At 70.3% G+C, this 19,679-nt stretch carries 19 protein-coding genes; 15 read left to right on the forward strand and 4 right to left on the reverse strand.

The genetic code is table 11. The features are described 5' to 3' along the window. Together LE548_RS07895 and LE548_RS07900 are read left to right on the forward strand one after the other, a co-directional pair. Positions 1-743 (forward strand): sensor histidine kinase (locus LE548_RS07895; protein WP_225095934.1); only part of this gene is annotated, 743 nt, incomplete at its 5' end. Then, entirely contained in the window at positions 740-1,435 is a 696-nt protein-coding gene (locus tag LE548_RS07900; RefSeq protein WP_225095935.1) for a response regulator transcription factor, read from the forward strand. The genes LE548_RS07895 and LE548_RS07900, both read left to right, overlap by 4 nt. Before the next feature lie 86 nt (positions 1,436-1,521). On the opposite strand, the gene LE548_RS07905 is transcribed toward LE548_RS07900, so the two are convergent. The 4 genes from LE548_RS07905 to LE548_RS07920 are packed head-to-tail and all read right to left on the reverse strand — an operon-like array spanning position 1,522 to position 5,739. After that, positions 1,522-2,553: a LacI family DNA-binding transcriptional regulator gene (locus LE548_RS07905; RefSeq protein ID WP_225095936.1), complete on the reverse strand. Its 1,032-nt coding sequence runs from the start codon at positions 2,551-2,553 to the stop codon at positions 1,522-1,524. Beyond that, positions 2,550-3,455 (reverse strand): carbohydrate ABC transporter permease, encoded by a 906-nt coding sequence (locus LE548_RS07910; protein ID WP_225095937.1) that lies wholly within the window; start codon positions 3,453-3,455, stop codon positions 2,550-2,552. The genes LE548_RS07905 and LE548_RS07910 overlap by 4 nt, the downstream gene beginning before the upstream one ends. Further along, positions 3,452-4,426: a carbohydrate ABC transporter permease gene (locus LE548_RS07915; RefSeq protein WP_225095938.1), complete on the reverse strand. Its 975-nt coding sequence runs from the start codon at positions 4,424-4,426 to the stop codon at positions 3,452-3,454. Before LE548_RS07915 ends, LE548_RS07910 begins: the two co-directional genes overlap by 4 nt. Further along, the gene (locus LE548_RS07920) at positions 4,423-5,739 is read right to left on the reverse strand and encodes an ABC transporter substrate-binding protein (protein WP_225095939.1); all 1,317 of its coding nucleotides are present in this window, start codon (positions 5,737-5,739) and stop codon (positions 4,423-4,425) included. The genes LE548_RS07915 and LE548_RS07920 overlap by 4 nt, the downstream gene beginning before the upstream one ends. 243 nt (positions 5,740-5,982) lie before the next feature. On the opposite strand from LE548_RS07920, the gene LE548_RS07925 reads away from it, so the two are divergent. The 13 genes from LE548_RS07925 to mptB all read left to right on the forward strand — a co-directional run bounded on the left by LE548_RS07925 (position 5,983) and on the right by mptB (position 19,676). Continuing rightward, positions 5,983-8,004, forward strand: coding sequence for a beta-galactosidase (locus tag LE548_RS07925; protein WP_225095940.1), 2,022 nt, complete (start codon positions 5,983-5,985; stop codon positions 8,002-8,004). 107 nt (positions 8,005-8,111) lie between these two features. Then, positions 8,112-9,674: a glycosyl hydrolase 53 family protein gene (locus LE548_RS07930; RefSeq protein WP_225095941.1), complete on the forward strand. Its 1,563-nt coding sequence runs from the start codon at positions 8,112-8,114 to the stop codon at positions 9,672-9,674. Positions 9,675-9,861: 187 nt separating this feature from the next. After that, a complete protein-coding gene (locus tag LE548_RS07935) occupies positions 9,862-10,149 on the forward strand; it encodes a helix-turn-helix domain-containing protein (RefSeq protein WP_225095942.1) in 288 nt (95 codons plus the stop codon). Between the two features lie 82 nt (positions 10,150-10,231). Then, complete coding sequence (crcB, locus tag LE548_RS07940) at positions 10,232-10,693, forward strand: fluoride efflux transporter CrcB (RefSeq protein WP_225095943.1); 462 nt, start codon at positions 10,232-10,234, stop codon at positions 10,691-10,693. After that, the gene (locus LE548_RS07945; RefSeq protein WP_225095944.1) at positions 10,690-11,070 is read left to right on the forward strand and encodes a DUF190 domain-containing protein; all 381 of its coding nucleotides are present in this window, start codon (positions 10,690-10,692) and stop codon (positions 11,068-11,070) included. The genes crcB (LE548_RS07940) and LE548_RS07945 overlap by 4 nt, the downstream gene beginning before the upstream one ends. Next, positions 11,067-11,441, forward strand: coding sequence for a fluoride efflux transporter CrcB (gene crcB / locus LE548_RS07950; RefSeq protein ID WP_225095945.1), 375 nt, complete (start codon positions 11,067-11,069; stop codon positions 11,439-11,441). Before LE548_RS07945 ends, crcB (LE548_RS07950) begins: the two co-directional genes overlap by 4 nt. Positions 11,442-11,515: 74 nt before the next feature. After that, positions 11,516-12,352: an undecaprenyl-diphosphate phosphatase gene (locus LE548_RS07955; protein WP_225095946.1), complete on the forward strand. Its 837-nt coding sequence runs from the start codon at positions 11,516-11,518 to the stop codon at positions 12,350-12,352. A gap of 172 nt (positions 12,353-12,524) precedes the next feature. Continuing rightward, complete coding sequence (locus tag LE548_RS07960; protein ID WP_225096118.1) at positions 12,525-13,205, forward strand: FadR/GntR family transcriptional regulator; 681 nt, start codon at positions 12,525-12,527, stop codon at positions 13,203-13,205. Continuing rightward, the gene (locus LE548_RS07965; protein ID WP_225095947.1) at positions 13,202-14,641 is read left to right on the forward strand and encodes an amino acid permease; all 1,440 of its coding nucleotides are present in this window, start codon (positions 13,202-13,204) and stop codon (positions 14,639-14,641) included. Before LE548_RS07960 ends, LE548_RS07965 begins: the two co-directional genes overlap by 4 nt. A gap of 41 nt (positions 14,642-14,682) precedes the next feature. After that, positions 14,683-15,699, forward strand: coding sequence for an asparaginase (locus tag LE548_RS07970; RefSeq protein ID WP_225095948.1), 1,017 nt, complete (start codon positions 14,683-14,685; stop codon positions 15,697-15,699). A 51-nt stretch (positions 15,700-15,750) separates the two neighbouring features. After that, positions 15,751-17,163, forward strand: coding sequence for an aspartate ammonia-lyase (aspA, locus tag LE548_RS07975; protein WP_225095949.1), 1,413 nt, complete (start codon positions 15,751-15,753; stop codon positions 17,161-17,163). A gap of 49 nt (positions 17,164-17,212) precedes the next feature. Further along, positions 17,213-18,151 (forward strand): glutaminase, encoded by a 939-nt coding sequence (locus tag LE548_RS07980; RefSeq protein ID WP_225095950.1) that lies wholly within the window; start codon positions 17,213-17,215, stop codon positions 18,149-18,151. Positions 18,152-18,272: 121 nt separating this feature from the next. After that, a complete protein-coding gene (mptB, locus tag LE548_RS07985; protein ID WP_225095951.1) occupies positions 18,273-19,676 on the forward strand; it encodes a polyprenol phosphomannose-dependent alpha 1,6 mannosyltransferase MptB in 1,404 nt (467 codons plus the stop codon). Positions 19,677-19,679 lie beyond the last annotated feature (3 nt).

Below are 19,679 nucleotides of genomic sequence, written 5' to 3' on the forward strand. Positions count from 1 at the left end.
GGGAGCGCGGCTGGCTGCTGGAGCGGGAGCGGGAGAGCGCCGCCGAGGCCGCCATCGCGGCCGAACGCGACCGGATCGCCCGGGAGCTGCACGACATCGTCAGTCACAACGTCAGCCTCATGGTCGTCCAGGCGAGCGCCGCGCGCGAGGTGCTGGGCACCATGCCGGACGAGGCCGCGACCGCCCTCAGAGCCGTCGAGGACGCCGGCCGGGGCGCCATGACCGACCTCAGACACCTGCTGGGCCTGCTGGCACCGGCCCCGGACGGCACGGAAACCGACACCGACGCCGGACCGGGCGCGGACCGGTCGAGCACCCCGCTCGCCCCGCAGCCCGGCCTCGACCGGCTCGGCTCCCTGGTGGACCGGATATCGTTCGCGGGACTCCCCGTCGAGGTCCGCGTTTCGGGCGAGCCGCGCCCGCTGCCCCAGGGCATCGACGTGACCGCCTACCGCATCGTCCAGGAGGCCCTGACCAATGCGCTCCGGCACGGCGACGGCGGCACGGCGGAGGTGAGCGTGCGCTACGCCGACCACGCCCTGCGCGTCGAGGTGCTCAACTCCGGCCCCAGCGTGCTCACGGGTGACGCACCGGCCGCGCCGAGACCGCGCGGCGAGGGCACCGGCCGCGGCCTGCTCGGGCTGCGCGAACGGGTCGCCGTCTACGGCGGTGACTTCGACGCCCGGCGCCGGCTCGGCGGTGGCTACCGCGTCCGCGCCCGCATCCCGCTGGACCGCCCATGACGCCGGACACCCCCGAGTGGGCGCCCCGCGTCCTGATCGCCGACGACCAGACCCTGATCCGCACCGGCTTCCGGCTGATCCTCACCGCCCGGGGCATCGAGGTGGTGGGCGAGGCAGCCGACGGCGCCGAGGCGGTCGCCGCGGTCCGGGAACTGCGCCCGGACGTCGTGCTGATGGACATCCGCATGCCGGTCATGGACGGCCTGGCGGCCACCCGGCGCATCCTGGAGCGGGTCCCCGACTGCCGGGTCCTCATGCTGACCACGTTCGACCTGGACCGCTACGTCTACGAGGCTCTGTCGATCGGCGCCAGCGGCTTCCTGCTCAAGGACGTCACCCCGGAGCACCTCGCTGCGGCCGTACGCCTCGTCGGCACCGGCGACGCCCTGCTGGCCCCGCAGATCACCCGGCGCCTGGTGGAGCGGTACGCGGCCGAGGCTCGGCACACGGCCGAGGCCCCGCCCGCCGACCTGGCCGCTCTCACCCCGCGCGAGCGTGAGGTGCTGACCCTGATGGGCCGAGGCCTGTCCAACACGGAACTGGCCACCGAACTGACCTTGAGCGAGGCCACGATCAAGTCCCACGTGGCCCGCATCTTCGCCAAACTGGGCCTACGGGACCGCGCCCAGGCCGTCGTCCTCGCGTACGAGACAGGGCTGGTGGCGCCCCGAAGGGGCGCGGGGCCGTGTTGAATGTGCGGCTCTGCCGCGTGGGCGCGACCAGCCACGACGCCGCAGACGCCTGACGGCCTTCCCGGCACTCCACTGGGCGCTGTCGCTCAAGCAGACTCGCGCCGCACCAACTCCGTAGGAAGAATCACCGCCGCCGGATCCTCCCCGCCCATCTGAGCGAGCAGCACCCGCACCATCTCACCGCTGATCCGGTCCCACGGCTGCCGGATCGTGGTGAGCTCCGGCGTCGCGGCCGTCGCCGCCGGGGAGTCGTCGAAACCCCCGACAGCGATGTCATCCGGCACCCCCTTGCCGGCCCGGTGCAGCGCCGCCAGCACGCCCTGCGCCATCAGGTCGGAGGCCACGAACACCGCGTCCATGTCCGGTGCCTGCGCCAGCAGCCGCTCCGCGCCCGCCTCACCGCTCGCCCGGCTGTAGTCACCGGAGACGATGAGCTGCTCGTCGACCCCGATGCCCGCCTCGGCGAGCACCTCCTTGTACCCGGCGAGCCGCTCCACACCACCGGGAGTGTCCAGCGGACCGGTGACCACACCGATCCGCCGCCGGCCCAGCGACAGCAGGTGCCGGACCATGTCCCGGGCGCCGTCCCGGTCGTCGGCGGCCACGTAACTCACCTTGGAGCCCAGGCCGATGGGCTTGCCGCAGGCGACGAGCGGCACGCCCGCCTCCCGCAGCTCCTCCGCGACCGGGTCACCGGAGTGGCTGGAGACCAGCAGCACCCCGTCGACGTGCCCGGCGGTGATGTACCGCGTGATCCGCCGCCGTTCGTCCTCGGTGCCCGCCAGCATCAGCAGCAGCGGCACGTCGTGCGCGGCCAGCGCCTGGGTGCAACCGCGCAGCAGGACATTGAAGTTGGGGTCCTCGAAGAACCGCTCCTGCGGCTCGGTCAGCAGAAAGCCGACCGAGTCGGAGCGCCCGGTGATCAGCGAACGGGCGTGCCGGTTCACGACGTACCCGGTCTTGCGTATGGCGGCGTTGACCGCCTCCTGCGCGGCGGGACTGACGTAGTGCCCGCCGTTGAGCACGCGCGAGACGGTGCCGCGCGAGACGCCTGCCTCGCGCGCCACGTCGTGGATCGTCGGCGGTTTGCGCCGGCCCCCCGGATTGCTCATGGTCATGACTTTACGGCCCCGGAGAGCAGGTCGAGGCTCCAGAACCGCTGAATGATCAGGAACAGCGCGATCAGCGGGAGGACCGCGAGGAACGCGCCCGTGATCACCAGCGTGTACAGAGCCGGCGTGTTGGAGCCCTGTTCCAGCAGCGTGTACAGACCCAGTGTGAGCGGGAACTTGTTGTCGTCGCTGAGCATGATGTACGGCAGCAGGAAGTTGTTCCAGATCGCGACGAACTGGAACAGGAACACGGTGACCATGCCCGGGATCATCATCGGCAGCGCGATGCGGGTGAAGATCCGCCACTCGCTCGCCCCGTCCATCCGGCCGGCCTCCACCACATCGGTGGGGACGGCGGCGGAGGCGTAGATCCGGGCGAGGTAGACGCCGTACGGGGAGAGGATCTGCGGCAGCAGCACGGACAGGTAGGAGTCCGTGAGGTTGGCCTTCGCCAGCAGCAGGTACTGCGGGACGGCGAGGATCACCGGCGGCATCAGGACGCCCGCGAGCAGCACGTTGAAGATCGTCTCGCGGCCCTTGAACCGGTAGGTCGCGAGCGCGTAGCCGCTGAACGCCGACACGGCCGTGGACAGCAGGGCGCCGACACCGGAGTACAGGGCGGAGTTGCCCATCCAGCTCCAGTAGATGCCGCCCCGGTAGGCGTTCAGGTCCTTGATGTTCTGCGTGAACCCGGTGCCGGGCAGGAAGGTGAAGGTGGAGAACAGCTCGTGCCCGGACTTGGTGGACGCGATCACCACCCAGGCGACCGGCAGCAGCGTGTAGATCGCGCCGAGCAGCAGGGTGATCGTCGGCACCAGCGCGATCCGGCGGCGCAGCGGCGGGCGCCGTGCCGTACCGGGTGTGGTGCCGGCCGCCGGGGCGGCCTTGTGGACGGCGAGGGTGCTCATCGCGCCTCCTGCTTGTTGCGGCGGTTCGCGGCCCGCAGGAAACCGAACGACAGGACCAGCGTGACCAGAGCGATCAGGACCGCCTCGGCGGCCGCCGAGTAGATGTCGTTCCGGTGGAAGGCGTCCTGGTACACCTTCATCAGCGGACTCCAGCTCGTGTCGACGGAGTTGGTGAGCGGTTTGAGGGTGGTCGGCTCGTTGTACACCTGGAGCGTCGCGATGATCGAGAAGAAGAAGGTCAGCACCAGCGAGGGTGCCACCATCGGGATCTTGATCTTCAGGGCGATCTGCAGCGGCGTCGCGCCGTCCAGCCTCGCCGCCTCGTACACCTCGGCCGGTATGGACCTCAGCGAGGTGTAGATGACGATCATGTTGAAGCCGGTGCCGCCCCAGACCGCGATGTTCGACAGAGCGAGATAGAGCGGACCGCCGTCCAGCAGGTTCGGCTGCGGCAGGTGGAGCTTGGCGAGGACGTAGTAGAAGGGGCTCACGTCCGGCAGGTACAGGAAGCCCCACAGCAGCGCCGCCACCACACCGGGGATGGCGTACGGCAGGAAGATCGCGAGCCGGGTGAACGGGGTGAACCGCACCTTGTCGGAGTCCAGCATCAGCGCGAACAGCAGGGCGAGGCCCAGCATCACCGGGACGACGATGCAGCCGTAGCCGAGCACCCGCAGCGCGCCGTGCAGCAGCTCGCTGTCCTTGAAGGCGCCGGTGTAGTTCTCGACGCCGGCCCAGACCTCCTTGCGGGCGTTGGCACCGAGCCCGAGCCCGGAGACGTGCACCTTGCGGAAGCTGAGGAAGACCGCGTAGCCGATGGGCAGCGCGAAGAAGAGAGCGAAGAGGATCGTGGCGGGGAGGAGGAAAAAGTAGGGGGCGCTTCGCGCTCGTCTGAGGGTGGTGGTGGGAGACGGGTGGGCGTACGGGGCCCCCTTGGCCCCGTACGACGTCCGGCTTGCGGGGCTTGTCACTGGGAGACCTCGAAGCCCTGCTTCTTCATGTCGGCGACCGTGGCGTCCTGCATCTGCTTCAGGGCGGCGGCGAAGTCCGACTTGTTCTTGGCGGCGGCGCCGAACGCGTCGTTGAAGGTGGCGTACGCGACGTTCACGTTCGGGCCCCAGGCCGACGGCGCGGTGGTCTTGGCGATCTCGGCGGCCTTCGGGTAGAAGTCGGCCTGGTTGGAGAAGTACGCCGGCGGGTTCGAGAAGGCGCCGCTGAGCTGCGCGGACGTCGAGGCCGGGTAGATCCCGCTGTCCTTGGCCAGGGCGTCGAGGGCGTCGTGGTCGGTGTTCAGCCAGGCGGCGAACTTGGCGGCGGCGTCCTTGTGCGCGGAGTCGGTGGTCACGGCCGTCGAGGAGCCGCCCCAGCTGCCGGTCACGTCCTGGCTCGCCGACCACTGCGGCAGCGGGGCCATGGCCCACTTGCCCTTGGTGTCGGGCGCGGCCGTGGTCAGCGTGCCCGGCGCCCACACGGCGCTCACCCAGGCGATCTGCTTACCGGTGTCGAGAGCCTTGTTCCAGGACGGCGTGTACATCGGCTGGTTGTCGATGACGCCCTCCTTGACCAGCCCGCCCCAGAACGTGGCGACCTTCTGGGTGGCCGGGTCGTCGATCGCGACCTTCCACTTGCTGCCGGAGGTGGTCCACCACTTGGCGCCGGCCTGCTGGGCGAGGCCCGCGAAGAGACCGGAGTCGTTGGCGGAGAAGGTGGTCAGCGCCTTGTCCGGAGCCTTCTTCTTCAGCTGGCGGGCGGTCTCGGCGAACTGGTCCCAGGTGGTCGGGACCGTCAGGCCGTACTGCTTGAACAGGTCCTCGCGGTAGTAGAACATCATCGGGCCGATGTCCTGCGGGACCGCGTAGACGGCGTCCGTGCCGAGCGTGGTCTGCTGCCAGACGCCCTCGGCGAACTTGTTCTTGACGTCGCCGACCTGCTTGGAGATGTCGGCCAGCGCGCCATTGCTGACCAGGGTCGGCAGCGCCTGGTACTCGGCCTGCACCAGGTCCGGGGCCTGCTTCGCCTTGTGCGCGGTGAGGATCTTGGTGATCAGCGTGTCGCCGCCGGCCTGCTTCTTCGCCGTGACGGTGATCCGGTCCTTCTTGCCCGGCCCCTTGTTCCACAGGTCCACGACCTTGTCCATGCCGGGCGTCCAGGTCCAGTACGTCAGCGAGACCGGACCGGACTCGGACTTGCTGTCGTCCCCGGAGCCGCAGGCGGCGAGGGTGGTCGCGCCCAGCGCGACGGCGAGGGCGGTTGTCACGAGGCGACGGCGCTTCGTGTGCGGCATGGTTTCTCCCCTGACCTGGGTCCCCGCCCGCTGCGGGGACCTGCCATGCAGATGTGCGCTGTGCACGTTCACATGACCTGGGTGCTCGCCCGTCGCAAGCCCCTGCCATGCTTCTGTGAGCGTTCACAGTAGAGAAACATCCCGGACACTTGTCAATGGTTGTTGCTGTGCGGTTATGTTGGGCTCGCACCGCCGCCGCTGTGTGTGCACGTTCCCAAATGATCGATTAAGCGGGAGACATCCATGCCGGACACCAGCCCCAGGGGCCTCACCAGGCTCGCCTTCGGTGGCGACTACAACCCCGAGCAGTGGCCGGAGAGCGTCTGGCAGGAGGACGTCCGGCTGATGCGGGAGGCCGACGTCACGATGGTCAGCGTCGGGATCTTCTCCTGGGCCCTGCTGGAACCGGCCCCGGGGGAGTACGACTTCGGCTGGCTGGACCGGATCATCGGCCTGCTGCACGAGAACGGCATCCGCGTCGACCTCGGCACGCCCACCGTGGCCCCGCCCGCCTGGTTCTACCGGGCGCACCCCGAGGCCCTGCCGGTGACCGCCGAGGGCATGCGCCACGAGTTCGGCTCCCGCGGCGCGATCTGCCACAGCAACGCCGACTACCGGGCCGCCGCCAAGGCGATCACCGTGAAGCTCGCCGAACGCTACAGCGACCATCCCGCCCTCGCCCTGTGGCACGTGCACAACGAGTACGGCGTCCCCGTGTCGGCCTGCTACTGCGACTCCTGCGCCGCCCACTTCCGCCGCTGGCTCGCGCGGACCTACGGCACGGTCGACGCGGTCAACAAGGCCTGGGGAACGGCATTCTGGGGCCAGCGCTACACGAGCTTCGAGCAGATCAACCCGCCCCGGGCCACCCCGACCGTCGGCAACCCGGGCCAGGCCCTGGACTACAAGCGGTTCGCCGACGCGACCATCCGCGAGAACTTCCGCGCCGAACGCGACATCCTGCACCGCCTCTCACCCGGCGTCCCGGTCACCACCAACTTCATGACCGCGCTCAGCCAGTGCGACTCGATCGACTACTGGGCCTGGGGCCGCGAGGTCGACCTCGTCACCAACGACCACTACCTGATCACCGACGGCCGCCGCACCCACGTCAATCTCGCGATGGCCGCCGACACCACGCGTTCGGTCGCTGGCGGCTCGCCCTGGCTGCTGCTGGAGCACTCCACCTCGGGCATCAACTGGCAGCCCCGCAACCCCGCCAAGGCCCCCGGCCAGATGGCCCGCAACTCCCTGGCCCATGTGGCCCGCGGCTCCGAGGGCGCGATGTTCTTTCAGTGGCGCCAGTCCCGGCGCGGCGCCGAGAAGTTCCACTCGGCGATGCTGCCGCACGGCGGCACCGACACCCGGGTGTGGCGCGAGGTCGTCGAACTCGGGGCGTCCATCGACTCGTTGAGCGCCGTCCGCGGCACCCGCACCCAGGCCGACGCCGCCATGCTGTGGGACTGGCAGTCCTGGTGGGCGCAGAATCTCTCCTGGCGTCCCAGCGAGGACCACGACGCGCGTGAGCGCGCCGACTCCTTCTACGAGGCCCTCTACGACCGCCACCTCACGGTCGATTTCGCCCACCCGGAAGCCGACTTGTCGGCCTATCCCCTTGTCGTCGTACCGGCCCTGTACCTGATGACGGAGGCGGCCGGGAACAACGTCCGGGAGTACGTCGAGAACGGCGGCACGCTCGTGGTGTCGTACTTCTCCGGCATCGTCGACGAGCACGACGCCGTGCACGAGGGCGCCTACCCGGGTGCGCTGCGCGACGTCCTCGGCCTGACGGTGGAGGAGTTCTCGCCGCTGCTGAAGGACGAGCGGGTGCGGCTGACTGGCCCCGACGGCTCCGAGCTGTCCGGGGACGTGTGGACGGAGTTCGTCGTGCCGCGCGGCGCCGAGACCGTGTGGACCTACGCCGACGGACTCACCGCGGGCCGCCCGGCCGTCACCCGGCACCGGCTCGGCAAGGGCACCGCCTGGTACGTCTCCACCCGACTCGGCGCCCAGGGCCTGGACGCCCTGATCGGCTGGGCGGCCGACGACGCCCAGCTCGCCCCGCGCGCCGACCTGCCCCGGGACGTCGAAGTGGTGTGCCGCAGCGGCGAGTCCGGCACCTACCTCTTCGCGATCAACCACACCGCCGGCGACACCAAGGTGCCGCTGGACACGCCCGGCACCGAGCTGCTGACGGGCGAACGCGCCGCGGGCCGCCTCCCGGTCCCGGCGGGGGCCGTCCGGGTCGTACGACTCGACGGCTGAGCAGGCTCCCCTCCGCCCGCGTGTGCCACGAGAGCCGTGGGCGGAGGGGTTCTCCTCCGGCCCCACCGGAGGCCCCCTCCCCAGTTACGTCGAAGGGACGACGGACGATGAAGTTCCATCCCAGACGCACCATCAGAGCTCTGCTGCTGCCGCTCACGGCCGGGCTCGCCCTCACCTTCCTGCCCGCGCAGGCCGCGCACGCCGCGAGCACGCTGACCAACGGCGGTTTCGAGGCCGACGGCACCGGCACCGCCACCCCCTCCGGCTGGTCCGAGTACGGCGACACCGGCGCCTCGTACACCGAGGCCGGCGGGCACAGCGGGAGCTACCGCCTCACCCACTACTCGGCCTCCGCCTACAAGGTGGAGACGTACCAGTACCTGTCGGGCCTGACCAACGGCACCTACACGTTGACCGCCTGGGTCCGCTCCAGCGGTGGGCAGAACGCCGCGTACATAGCCCTCAAGAATTGCGGGAGCGCGGAGCAGCGCACCGATCTGCCCATCTCGTCCAGTGGGTGGATCCGTATCGTCACGCCGATCAATGTGACGAACAATCAGTGCACCATCAGCATCAACAGCGACGCGAACGCCGGCAACTGGATCAACGTCGACGATCTGACCTTCACGTCCGGCACCACCGGCACGTCCATCCACGGCGCCGACATCTCCTCCCTCGCCAAGAGCGAGGCCAAGGGCGGTGTCTACAAGACCAGTTCGGGCACCACCAGCGACGCGCTCGCCGTCCTGAAGTCGTACGGCATGAACTACGCCCGCCTGAAGGTCTGGGTGAACCCGGCGGACGGCTTCAACGACAAGACGCACGTCCTCGCCATGGCCAAGCGCATCAAGGCGCAGGGCATGAAGCTCCTGGTCGACTTCCACTACTCGGACACCTGGGCCGACCCCGGCGCCCAGACCAAGCCGGCCGCATGGACGGGCCATACATACAGTCAGCTCAAGACTGATGTGTACAACCACACGTACGACGTGTTGAACGCCTTGAAGGCTCAAGGCACCACCGCCGACATGGTCCAGATCGGCAATGAGATCAACGGCGGCATCCTGTGGTCCGAGGGATCCACGTCCAACTGGAGCCAGCTCGCCGGTCTGCTCAACTCGGGCTACGACGCCGCCAAGGCGGTCAGCTCCGCCACGGTCGTCGCGCTGCACCTGGCCAAGGGCGGGGACAAGGCCGGCACCGAGACGTTCTTCGACAACGCGGTGGCCAACGGCGTGAAGTTCGACGCGATCGGCCTGTCGTACTACGGCTACTGGCACGGTCCGCTCTCCGACTTCCAGACCACGCTGGACGACGCAGGCTCCCGCTACGGCAAGCCCGTCTTCGTCGCCGAGACCGCCTACCCCTTCACGCTGGCCAACGACGACTCGCTGGAGAACCAGATCGACACCACCGCCAAGCTGGTCTCCGGCTACCCGGCGACGGTGGCCGGCCAGACCAAGTGGATGAACGACGTGGCGAGCATCGTGGAGGCCGTCCCGAACCACCGAGGCCTCGGTGTCTTCTACTGGGAGGCCACCTGGACCGCCGTCACCGGCAACGGCTGGGACCCCACCGACGCCACCTCGGGCAATGGCTGGGAGAACCAGGCCCTGTTCGGCTACGACGACAAGGCGCTGTCCTCCATGACGTGGTTCAGCCACCGCTGAACCATGCCACGGGGCCCGGCCGTAAGGGGCGGCCGGGCCCTCTCCCTGTTCAGGGGCTGCGCAGGACGCTCCTCGGCCGCCCTGCGCCGCGTACCGGACAACGACGGGCGAGTCCCTGACGCGACGGCGTCGCCCGGACCACAGTGGGAACACTGCGTACGAGGAGGCCGGGACGGAGGGCGGACGGATGACGGGAACTCCCTCGGGCCGGATGCGGAAGACGATCCTGGAATGGCTCAAGGACCCGGCGGCCCACTTCCCGGCCCATGGCCCTGGTGACCTCGCCGAGACCGGTGTCACCGCGCGGGCCGTGGCCGCCAAGCTGGGCGTGCCCCACCGGACCGCCCGCGCCCACCTGGACTTCCTCACCCGCCTCGGCCTGCTGCGCACCCGCCGCGTGCGGTGCCGCGTCTGCTACCGGCGCGACGAGATCCGTATCGCCGAGGTGTCCCGGGTGTTCGAGAAGGGCTGGTGAACACGGGGCTCGGCGGTGCGACGGTACCCTGGTGCCCGGCCGTGATCACCCGTCGGGGCGGCCGAACAGGAGACGTACGAGCATGACAGCCCCGGAAGCCGAGAGCATCCGAGTCCGTCCCGCGCCGCGGGGGCGGTCGGAGTGGCGTGCCCAGGCGCCCGTCGTCGCGGTGGTCGCGATCGGCGGCGCCCTCGGCGCGTGCGGCCGGTACGGGCTGAGCCTCGCCTGGCCCACGCCGCCGGGCTCCTTCCCCTGGGCGACCTTCTGGACCAACGTCATCGGCTGCGCGGTCATCGGCGTGTTCATGGTGCTCATCACCGACGTGTGGGCCGCCCACCGCCTGATCCGCCCCTTCTTCGGCACCGGCGTCCTCGGCGGCTTCACCACCTTCTCCACCTACGCCGTCGAGATCCGCAGGCTGGTCGACGGCGGGCGCCTGGGCATCGGGCTGGCCTATCTCGCCGCGACGCTGTGCGCGGCCCTCGCCGCGGTGTGGCTCGCCTCGGCCGCCGCCCGCCGGATCATCGTAGGGAGGCAGCGATGACGTCTCTCACCGGCCGGGCCCTCCGGCTGACCGTCTACATCGGCGAGGACGACACCTGGCACCACAAGCCCCTCTACTCCGAGATCGTGCGCCGCGCGCACGCGGCCGGGCTCGCCGGGGCCAGCGTCTTCCGGGGCGTCGAGGGCTTCGGCGCCTCCTCGCGCATCCACACCTCCCGCCTGCTGTCCCTGAGCGAGGACCTGCCCGTGGCCGTGGTCGTCGTGGACACCGAGGAACGGGTGCGGGCGTTCCTGCCGCAGCTCGACGAACTCGTCGACGAGGGCCTTGTCACGCTGGAGGAGTGCGAGGTGGTCCGGTACGTGGGGCGCTCCGCGGATTCGGACACAGGGGAAGCGAAGGGTAAGAATTCATTGTGAACTGGCTCCTGGTGATCGCGGGGGCCGTGGTCGGCGCGCCCCTGCGCTATCTCACCGACCGTGCCGTGCAGGCCCGCCACGACTCGGTCTTCCCCTGGGGCACCTTCGTCGTCAACGTCGTCGGCAGTCTGGTCCTCGGACTGCTGACCGGCGCGGTCTCCGCCGGGTCCGCCGGGCCTCACCTGCAGCTTCTCCTCGGTACCGGGTTCTGCGGGGCGCTGACGACGTACTCGACGTTCTCCTACGAGACTCTGCGGCTGACCGAGGCCGGCTCGGGGCTCTACGCTGCCGTCAACATCGTCGGTAGCGTGGCGGCCGGGCTCGCGGCGGCGTTCGCCGGGTTCTCCCTCGCCGACGTGCTGTTTGCCTGACTCTTGCTCTACGGTCGGGCATAGTAAGAATGTCTACAGCACTGTCGACCAACTCTTACCCAGAACTGGATCCCATGAGCGCCATCTCCGTCGGTCAAGCCGTCGTCCTCGGTGTCGTCGAGGGGGTGACCGAGTTCCTCCCGGTGTCCTCCACCGGTCACCTGAAGATCACCGAGGGGCTCATGAACATCCCGGTCGACGACAAGTCCGTCGTCGGCTTCTCCGCCGTCATCCAGGTCGGCGCCATCGCCGCCGTGCTCGTGTACTTCTTCAAGGACATCAAGCGGATCGTCTCCGCCTGGTTCCGCGGTCTGACCAACCGCGAGGAGCGCTACCACCACGACTACAAGTTCGCCTGGTGGGTGATCGCCGCCACCGTCCCGATCGTCCTGGTGGGTCTGGCCGCCAAGCCGCTGATCGACGGCGCGCTCGGCTCTCTCTGGGTGGTGGCCGGCTCACTGATCGTCGGCTCCGCCGTGATGTGGTGCGCGGACCAGATGGGCCGGCACAAGCGCGGCGAGGACGACACCTCGTTCAAGGACGCGATGTGGGTCGGCTGCTCCCAGATCCTCGCCCTGCTCTTCCCCGGTTTCTCCCGCTCCGGCGCCACCATGTCCACCGCGCTCATCCTGGACCTGGACCGTGTCGCCGCCACCCGGCTGTCGTTCTTCCTCGGTATCCCGGCCCTGACCGGTGCCGGGATCTACGAGCTCAAGGACGCCCTCGGCGCGGGCGTGGGCGCGGCCCCGCTGGCCGTCGGCACCATCGTGTCCTTTGTGGTCGCCTACGCCTCCATCGCCTGGCTGCTGAAGTTCGTCGCCAAGCACTCCTTCAACGCCTTCGTGATCTACCGGATCGTGATCGGCGCAGGCCTGCTCGGCCTGCTCGCCACGGGCGTGCTCGACGCCTGACCGGACACCGCTGATCACCCACGGGGTGCGGATGCCAGTTTTCAGGCGCCGCACCCCGTGAATGTTTCCTTGCATGATGCCTTGACAGTCCTGGCACGCAACCCGCAGGATCGCTCCCGTGAACCTGTCAGACAGCCAGACAGGTGGTCCGGGCCCTCGGCGCGTGAGCGCCATGGAAGCGGTTCTCGGCCACCTCCGCGGCGCCATCGAACGCGGCCAGTACGCCATAGGCGACAAGCTGCCTTCCGAGGCCGAGCTGTGCCGCACCCTTGAGGTGTCCCGGCCCGTGCTGCGCGAGGCGCTGCGCGCGCTGCAGACGATGGGCCTCACGGTCTCCCGGACCGGCAAAGGCACCTTCGTCGTCGCGAACGCCGTCGAGGACCCGACGTTCGGTGACTACGCGGCCAGCGACCTGCTGGAGGTGCGGCGGCACATCGAGATCCCGGTCGCCGGGTACGCGGCCGCCCGCCGCACCCCGGAGAACCTGGACCACCTGGCCCACCTGCTCGACCGCATGGAGCGGGAGACGGACACCACCGCGTGGGTCGCGATGGACACCCTCTTCCACCTCGCCGTGGCCGAGGCCGCCCAGAACCCGGTCTTCCGCCGGGTCATCGAGGAGATCCGGGACGCACTGGCGCGTCAGTCGGCCTTCCTCAACGAACTGGGCGGCCGCCGCGAGCAGTCCAACCGGGAGCACCGGGCCATCGTCGAAGCGCTGATCGACGGTTCCGAACACGACGCGGTGGAGGCCATGAGTCACCATCTGGACCGCGTCGAGACGACCCTCACCGACATCGTGCGTCCCCAGCGGACGGACGACCTCCCCACGGAAGGCGGACCCGAGGCGTGAGCGAGCAGCACCTCAAAGACGAGACGCGCCCCTCGTCCGGCCATGTCGACGCCGGAGACGCCGGCTACAGCAAAGGCCTGAAGCACCGGCACGTCAACATGATCGCCATCGGCGGAGCCATCGGCACCGGCCTCTTCCTCGGCGCGGGCGGCCGGCTCGCCGACGCCGGGCCCTCCCTCTTCATCGCGTACGCCGTGTGCGGCGTCTTCGCCTTCCTGGTCGTGCGCGCCCTCGGCGAACTCGTCCTGTACCGCCCGTCCTCAGGCGCCTTCGTGTCGTACGCCCGGGAGTTCCTCGGCGAGAAGGGCGCGTACACCGCGGGCTGGATGTACTTCCTGAACTGGGCCACCACCGGTATCGCCGACATCACCGCGGTCGCCACCTACACCCACTACTGGGGCATGTTCTCGGACATCCCTCAATGGTTGATCGCATTGATCGCCCTGGCCGTCGTGTTGACCGTCAATCTGATCTCGGTCAAGATCTTCGGCGAACTGGAGTTCTGGTTCGCGATCGTCAAGGTCAGCGCGCTGGTCGTCTTCATGTGCATCGGCATCTTCCTGCTGGTCACCCAGCACCCGGTCGCCGGCCACCACCCCGGCCCGTCGCTGATCACCGACAACGGCGGAATCTTCCCCAACGGCCTGCTGCCCATGCTGCTGATCATCCAGGGCGTCGTCTTCGCCTACGCCTCCGTCGAGCTGGTCGGCGTGGCCGCCGGCGAGACCGAGAACCCCGAGAAGATCATGCCGAAGGCGATCAACTCGATCATGTGGCGCGTGGGCCTGTTCTACGTCGGCTCCGTCGTCCTGCTCTCGATGCTGCTGCCCTGGAACAAGTACCACGCCGGCGAGAGCCCCTTCGTGACCGTCCTGTCGCACATCGGCGTCCCCGCGGCCGGCGGCGTGATGAACCTGGTCGTCCTCACCGCGGCCATGTCCTCGCTCAACTCCGGCCTGTACTCCACCGGCCGCATCCTGCGCTCCATGGCCATGAGCGGCTCGGCGCCGAAGTTCACCGCGAAGATGAGCCGCAGCCAGGTCCCGTACGGCGGAATCCTGCTGACCAGCGGTATCTGTGTCCTCGGCGTGGGCCTCAACTACGTCGTCCCCGCCGACGCGTTCGAGATCGTCCTGAACTTCGCGGCGATCGGCATCCTCGCGACCTGGGGCATGATCATGATCTGTCACGCGCTCTTCTGGCGGAAGACCCAGAAGGGTGAGCTGACCCGGCCGTCCTATCGGCTGCCGGGCTCTCCCTGGACCGAGATCGTGACGCTGGCGTTCCTCGTCTCCGTCCTGGTCCTCATGTACGCCGACGGCGGCGCCGGACGCACCACCGTGCTGTGTCTGCCGCTGATCGTCGCAGCGCTGGTCGCGGGCTGGTACGCCATCCGCGGCCGCATAGCGCGCACGTCCACCGGCGCCGACGCGTGACCCGCGAACCGGCCCGCCCCGACCCATCGATGCAGGCAGTGATGTACAGCAGTTCCCCCGCCGACGCACCCGTCGTCCGCGAACCCCTCCACACCCCCGTCGCCCACCTCGTCCGCGGCGGGGTCGTCGAGGGCATCCACTACGGCTCCGTCGTCGTCCTCGGCGCCGACGGCCGGGTGGAGTTCCAGCTCGGCGACATCGAGGCCGCCTTCTACCCGCGCTCGGCCCTCAAGCCCGTCCAGGCCGTGGCCATGCTGCGGGCGGGGCTTCCCCTCGACGGCGACCTGCTCTCGCTGACCGCCGCGAGCCACTCCGGCGAGGAGCGTCACCTCGCAGGCACCCGGCGCATCCTCGAACTCGCGGGGCTCACCGAGGACGACCTGCGCAACGTCCCCGACATGCCGTTCGACCCGGTCGTCCGGGACACCTGGGTCCGCGAGGGCCGCCTGCCCTCCCGGCTCGCCCAGAACTGCTCCGGCAAGCACGCGGCCATGCTGTGGACCGCCAAGCTCAACGGCTGGTCCCTCACGGACTACCTCGACCCGGCGCACCCGCTCCAGCAGGCCATCCAGGAGATCGTCGAGGACCTCACCGGCCAGCACGTCGCCCGGGTCACCGTCGACGGCTGCGGCGCGCCCCTGTTCTCCATCTCCCTGCACGGCCTCGCCCGCGCCGTCGCCCGGATCGCCTCCGCCGCGCCCGGCACGCCCGAGGCCAAGGTCGCCGACGCCATGCGCTCGCACGCCGAGATGGCCTCCGGCTCAGGGCGTGACGTCGCGGCGCTGATGCGGGCCGTGCCGGGGCTGCTCGCCAAGGACGGCTTCGAGGGCGTACAGGTCGCCGCGCTGCCGGACGGCCGGGCCATCGCTGTGAAGATCGCCGACGGGGCGAACCGGGCGCGTGTGCCGGTCGCCGCGGCCGCGCTCGCGCGCGCGGGCGTGGCTCCCGAGTCGCTGACCGAGTTCGTGGGTGAGCCGCTGCTCGGGGGCGGGGAGCCGGTGGGGTCCGTGCGTGTGGTGCGTGCACTGGATCCGGTTCCGTTCACTGCTTGCGCGTAGTTCACCGAACACAGATCACCTCTGTAGCCCAGAAAGAGGACCTGAACCCTCATGACCGCCGCCGCCACCCGCAGCGAGCACGATCTGCTCGGCGACCGTGACGTACCCGCCGACGCCTACTGGGGTGTGCACACCCTGCGTGCCACCGAGAACTTTCCCATCACCGGTACGCCGATCTCCGCGTACCCGCATCTGATCGACGCCCTCGCCGCCGTCAAGGAGGCCGCCGCGCTCGCCAACGAGGAACTCGGGCTGCTGGCGCCCGAGAAGGCGCGGGCGATCGTCGCCGCCTGCCGGGAGATCCGGACCGGCAAGCTGCACGACCAGTTCGTCGTCGACGTCATCCAGGGCGGCGCCGGCACCTCCACCAACATGAACGCCAACGAGGTCGTGGCGAACCGGGCGCTGGAACTGCTCGGGCACGCCAAGGGCGCGTACGCATATCTGCACCCCAACGAGGACGTCAACCTGGGTCAGTCGACCAATGACGTCTACCCGACCGCCGTCAAGATAGCGACGGTCTTCGCGGTGCGTGGACTGCTCAAGGCGATGGCTGTACTGCAGGACTCGTTCGCCCGTAAGGCCGTCGAGTTCCGTGACGTGCTCAAGATGGGCCGTACACAGTTGCAGGACGCCGTGCCGATGACGCTCGGTCAGGAGTTCTCCGCCTATGCCGTCATGATCGAGGAGGACCGCAGCCGTCTCGCCGAGGCCGTCGAGCTGATCCATGAGATCAACCTCGGTGCCACGGCGATCGGCACGGGCCTCAATGCGCCCGTCGGCTACGCCGAGGCCGCCCGCCGCCACCTGGCCGCGATCACCGGGCTGCCGCTGGTCACCGCCGCCAACCTGGTGGAGGCCACCCAGGACTGCGGTGCCTTCGTCCAGATGTCCGGCGTGCTCAAGCGGATCGCGGTCAAGCTGTCCAAGAGCTGCAACGACCTCAGGCTGTTGTCCTCCGGTCCGCGCGCGGGCCTCGGCGAGATCAACCTGCCGCCGGTGCAGGCCGGTTCGTCGATCATGCCGGGCAAGGTCAACCCGGTCATCCCCGAGGTCGTCAACCAGGTCGCCTTCGAGGTGATCGGCAACGACGTCGCCATCACCATGGCCGCCGAGGCCGGACAGCTCCAGCTCAACGCCTTCGAGCCGATCATCCTGCACTCCCTGTCGGAGTCGGTCACGCATCTGCAGAGCGCCTGCCTGACGCTGGCCGAGCGCTGCGTGAACGGCATCACCGCCAACACCGAGCGGCTGCGCGCGAGCGTCGAGAACTCCATCGGCCTGGTCACCGCGCTCAACCCGCACATCGGCTACACCGCGGCGACCGACATCGCCAAGGAGGCCCTCGTCACGGGCCGCGGGGTGGCCGAGCTCGTGCTGGAGAAGGGCCTGCTGCCCGCCGAGCGGCTGGCCGAGCTGCTGCGTCCGGAGATCGTCGCGGGCAGTGCGGCACCGGTCGCCTGACCTGCGGTGACGCGGGCCCGATGACGCTCCGGGACCGGCGGGAGGCACAATGGTGATCATGACAATGACGTCGTCCCACACCTTCCTGCCGGTCCTGGAGCGCATCGCCGAGGAGATAGGCCGCACCCCCGGCCGCGGCCGTCCCGCCGACTACATCCCGGCCCTCGCCGCCCGCGATCCGCGCAGCTTCGGCATGGCGGTCGCCGAGCTGGACGGCACCGTGTACGGGGTGGGGGAGTGGCGGGAGCCGTTCTCCGCGCAGTCCATCACCAAGGTCTTCACGCTCGCCCTGGACCTGGCCCGTGAGGGCGACGAACTCTGGGAGCACGTGGGCCGCGAACCCTCCGGCAACCCGTTCAACTCCCTGGTCCAGCTGGAGTACGAGAACGGCATCCCGCGGAATCCTTTCATCAACGCGGGCGCGCTCGTCGTCACCGACCGCCTCCACACCCGTACCGGCGACGCGGCCGGACATCTCCTGGACTTCCTGCGCGCCGAGAGCGGCAATCCGGCGCTGGACTTCGACAAGGAGGTCGCCGCCTCCGAGACCGCCCACGGCGACCGCAACGCCGCCCTCGCCCACTTCATGGCGTCCTACGGCAACATCGACAACGACGTACCGGTCCTGCTCGACCAGTACTTCCGGCAGTGCTCCGTCGCCGCCTCCTGCGCCGACCTGGCCCTGGCCACCGGCTTCCTCGCCCGGCACGGCATCCGCGCCGACGGCGGGCGGCTGTTCACCCGCAGCCAGGCCAAGCAGGTCAACGCGGTGATGCTGACCTGCGGGACGTACGACGCGGCCGGAGACTTCGCCTACCGCGTGGGCCTGCCCGGCAAGAGCGGCGTCGGCGGCGGCATCATCGCGGTCGTACCGGGCCGCTGCACGCTGTGCGTGTGGAGCCCTGGGCTGGACGAGCGGGGCAACTCGGTGGCGGGGGTGGCGGCCCTGGACCGTTTCACGACGCTCACCGGACTGTCGGTGTTCTGACGGGTGCCTCGCGCCCCTTGGCCGGTTCCCACCCCCCGCCGGTCACATCTCGGCCCCCGCCCGGTGGGCTCGCCGTATCCTTCCGGCCACCCGGCGTTGACACGCTGAAGCAGTGTTGGCCATGGCATTCCCCGTCGATCTCCGCCGCTGCCGGCTGCTCGGGCTGGCCGGTACCGCCTTTCTCGCGCTGGGCGGTGAGACCGCCGGTGCGCTGCCGGTGCAGGACCTGCTGGCGCCCGCCTCGGCGCAGGCGGCGCTCGGGCTGGTCGGCGTGTACTTCGGTGTCGTCCTGCTGATAGCGGCCTGGGTGCTGCTCGGGCGGCTGGTGCGCGGACCGCGGCCACCGAGCCCGCGTGCCCTGCTGCTCGTGCTGGCTGCGTGGACGGCCCCGCTGCTGCTCGCCCCGCCGCTGTTCAGCCGGGACGTCTACAGCTATCTCGCCCAGGGCGCCATGGTCGACGCCCACATGGACGTCTACGCCCACGGTCCGGACCAGCTCGGCGGCCCGCTCGCCGGCGAGGTCGCGCCGATGTGGCAGCACACCGGCGCCCCCTACGGCCCCGCTTTCCTCGGGCTGGCCTCCGCGCTGTCCGGCCTGACCCGCGGGGAACTGCCCGCCGGCCTGCTCGGCATGCGCCTGGTCGCGCTGCTCGGTGTGGCCCTCATGGCGCTCGCGCTGCCCCGGCTCGCCCGGCACAGCGGCGCCGACCCGGCCGCGGCCCTGTGGCTCGGCGCCCTGAACCCGCTCGTCCTGCTGCACCTGGTGGCGGGCGCCCACAACGACGCCCTCATGCTCGGCCTGCTGGGGCTCGGCCTGGTCGCCGCGCGCGGCCGGCACCCCGCCGCCGGGATCGGCGCGGCCGTCCTCGTCACCCTGGCCGCCCTGGTCAAGGCGCCGGCCGCGCTCGGACTCCTGGCGGTGCTCGCCCTTCAGGTCCGCTCCGGCCGCCGTCCGCTGCCCGCTCTCCTCAGCACCGCGGCCGCCTCCGCCGCGACCACGGTTGCCGCCACCGCCGTCGCCGGTACGGGCTACGGCTGGATCGGCGCTCTGGCCACCCCGGTCTCCCCGCAGAACTGGGCCCTGACCAGCCTGCTCGGCCGGGCCACCGGTGCCCTGCTGCACCACCTCGGCAGCGGCCTGGCCCCGCTCGCCATCCCGGCCTGGCATCTGCTGGGCCTCGCGGTCACCGCCGTCCTCGTCGCGCTGATATGGCTCCGGCTGCGCCTCAGACCCGTGTACGCGCTGGGCCTGAGCCTGCTGACCGTCGCCGTGTTCGGCCCGGCGATCCGCCCCTGGTACGTGCTGTGGGGCCTGTTCCTCATCGCCGCCGCCGCGCCCGACACCTCGGTACGGCACCGCGTCGCGGCCCTGGCCGGTGTCCTCGCCCTCGCCGTCCTGCCCAGCGGCGGCCCCGCCGACCCCGGCCAGCTGGTGCTCGCCGTCTCCGGCGGGGTGCTCGGCGTGGTCGTCCTGTGGCAGGCCCACCTGGCGGCCCAGGCCCCGGCACCGGGACGTACGGCGTGAGCG

The sequence above is a fragment of the Streptomyces sp. CoH27 genome (assembly GCF_020181035.1).
In the GTDB taxonomy this organism is placed as follows: Bacteria; Actinomycetota; Actinomycetes; order Streptomycetales; family Streptomycetaceae; genus Streptomyces; species Streptomyces camelliae.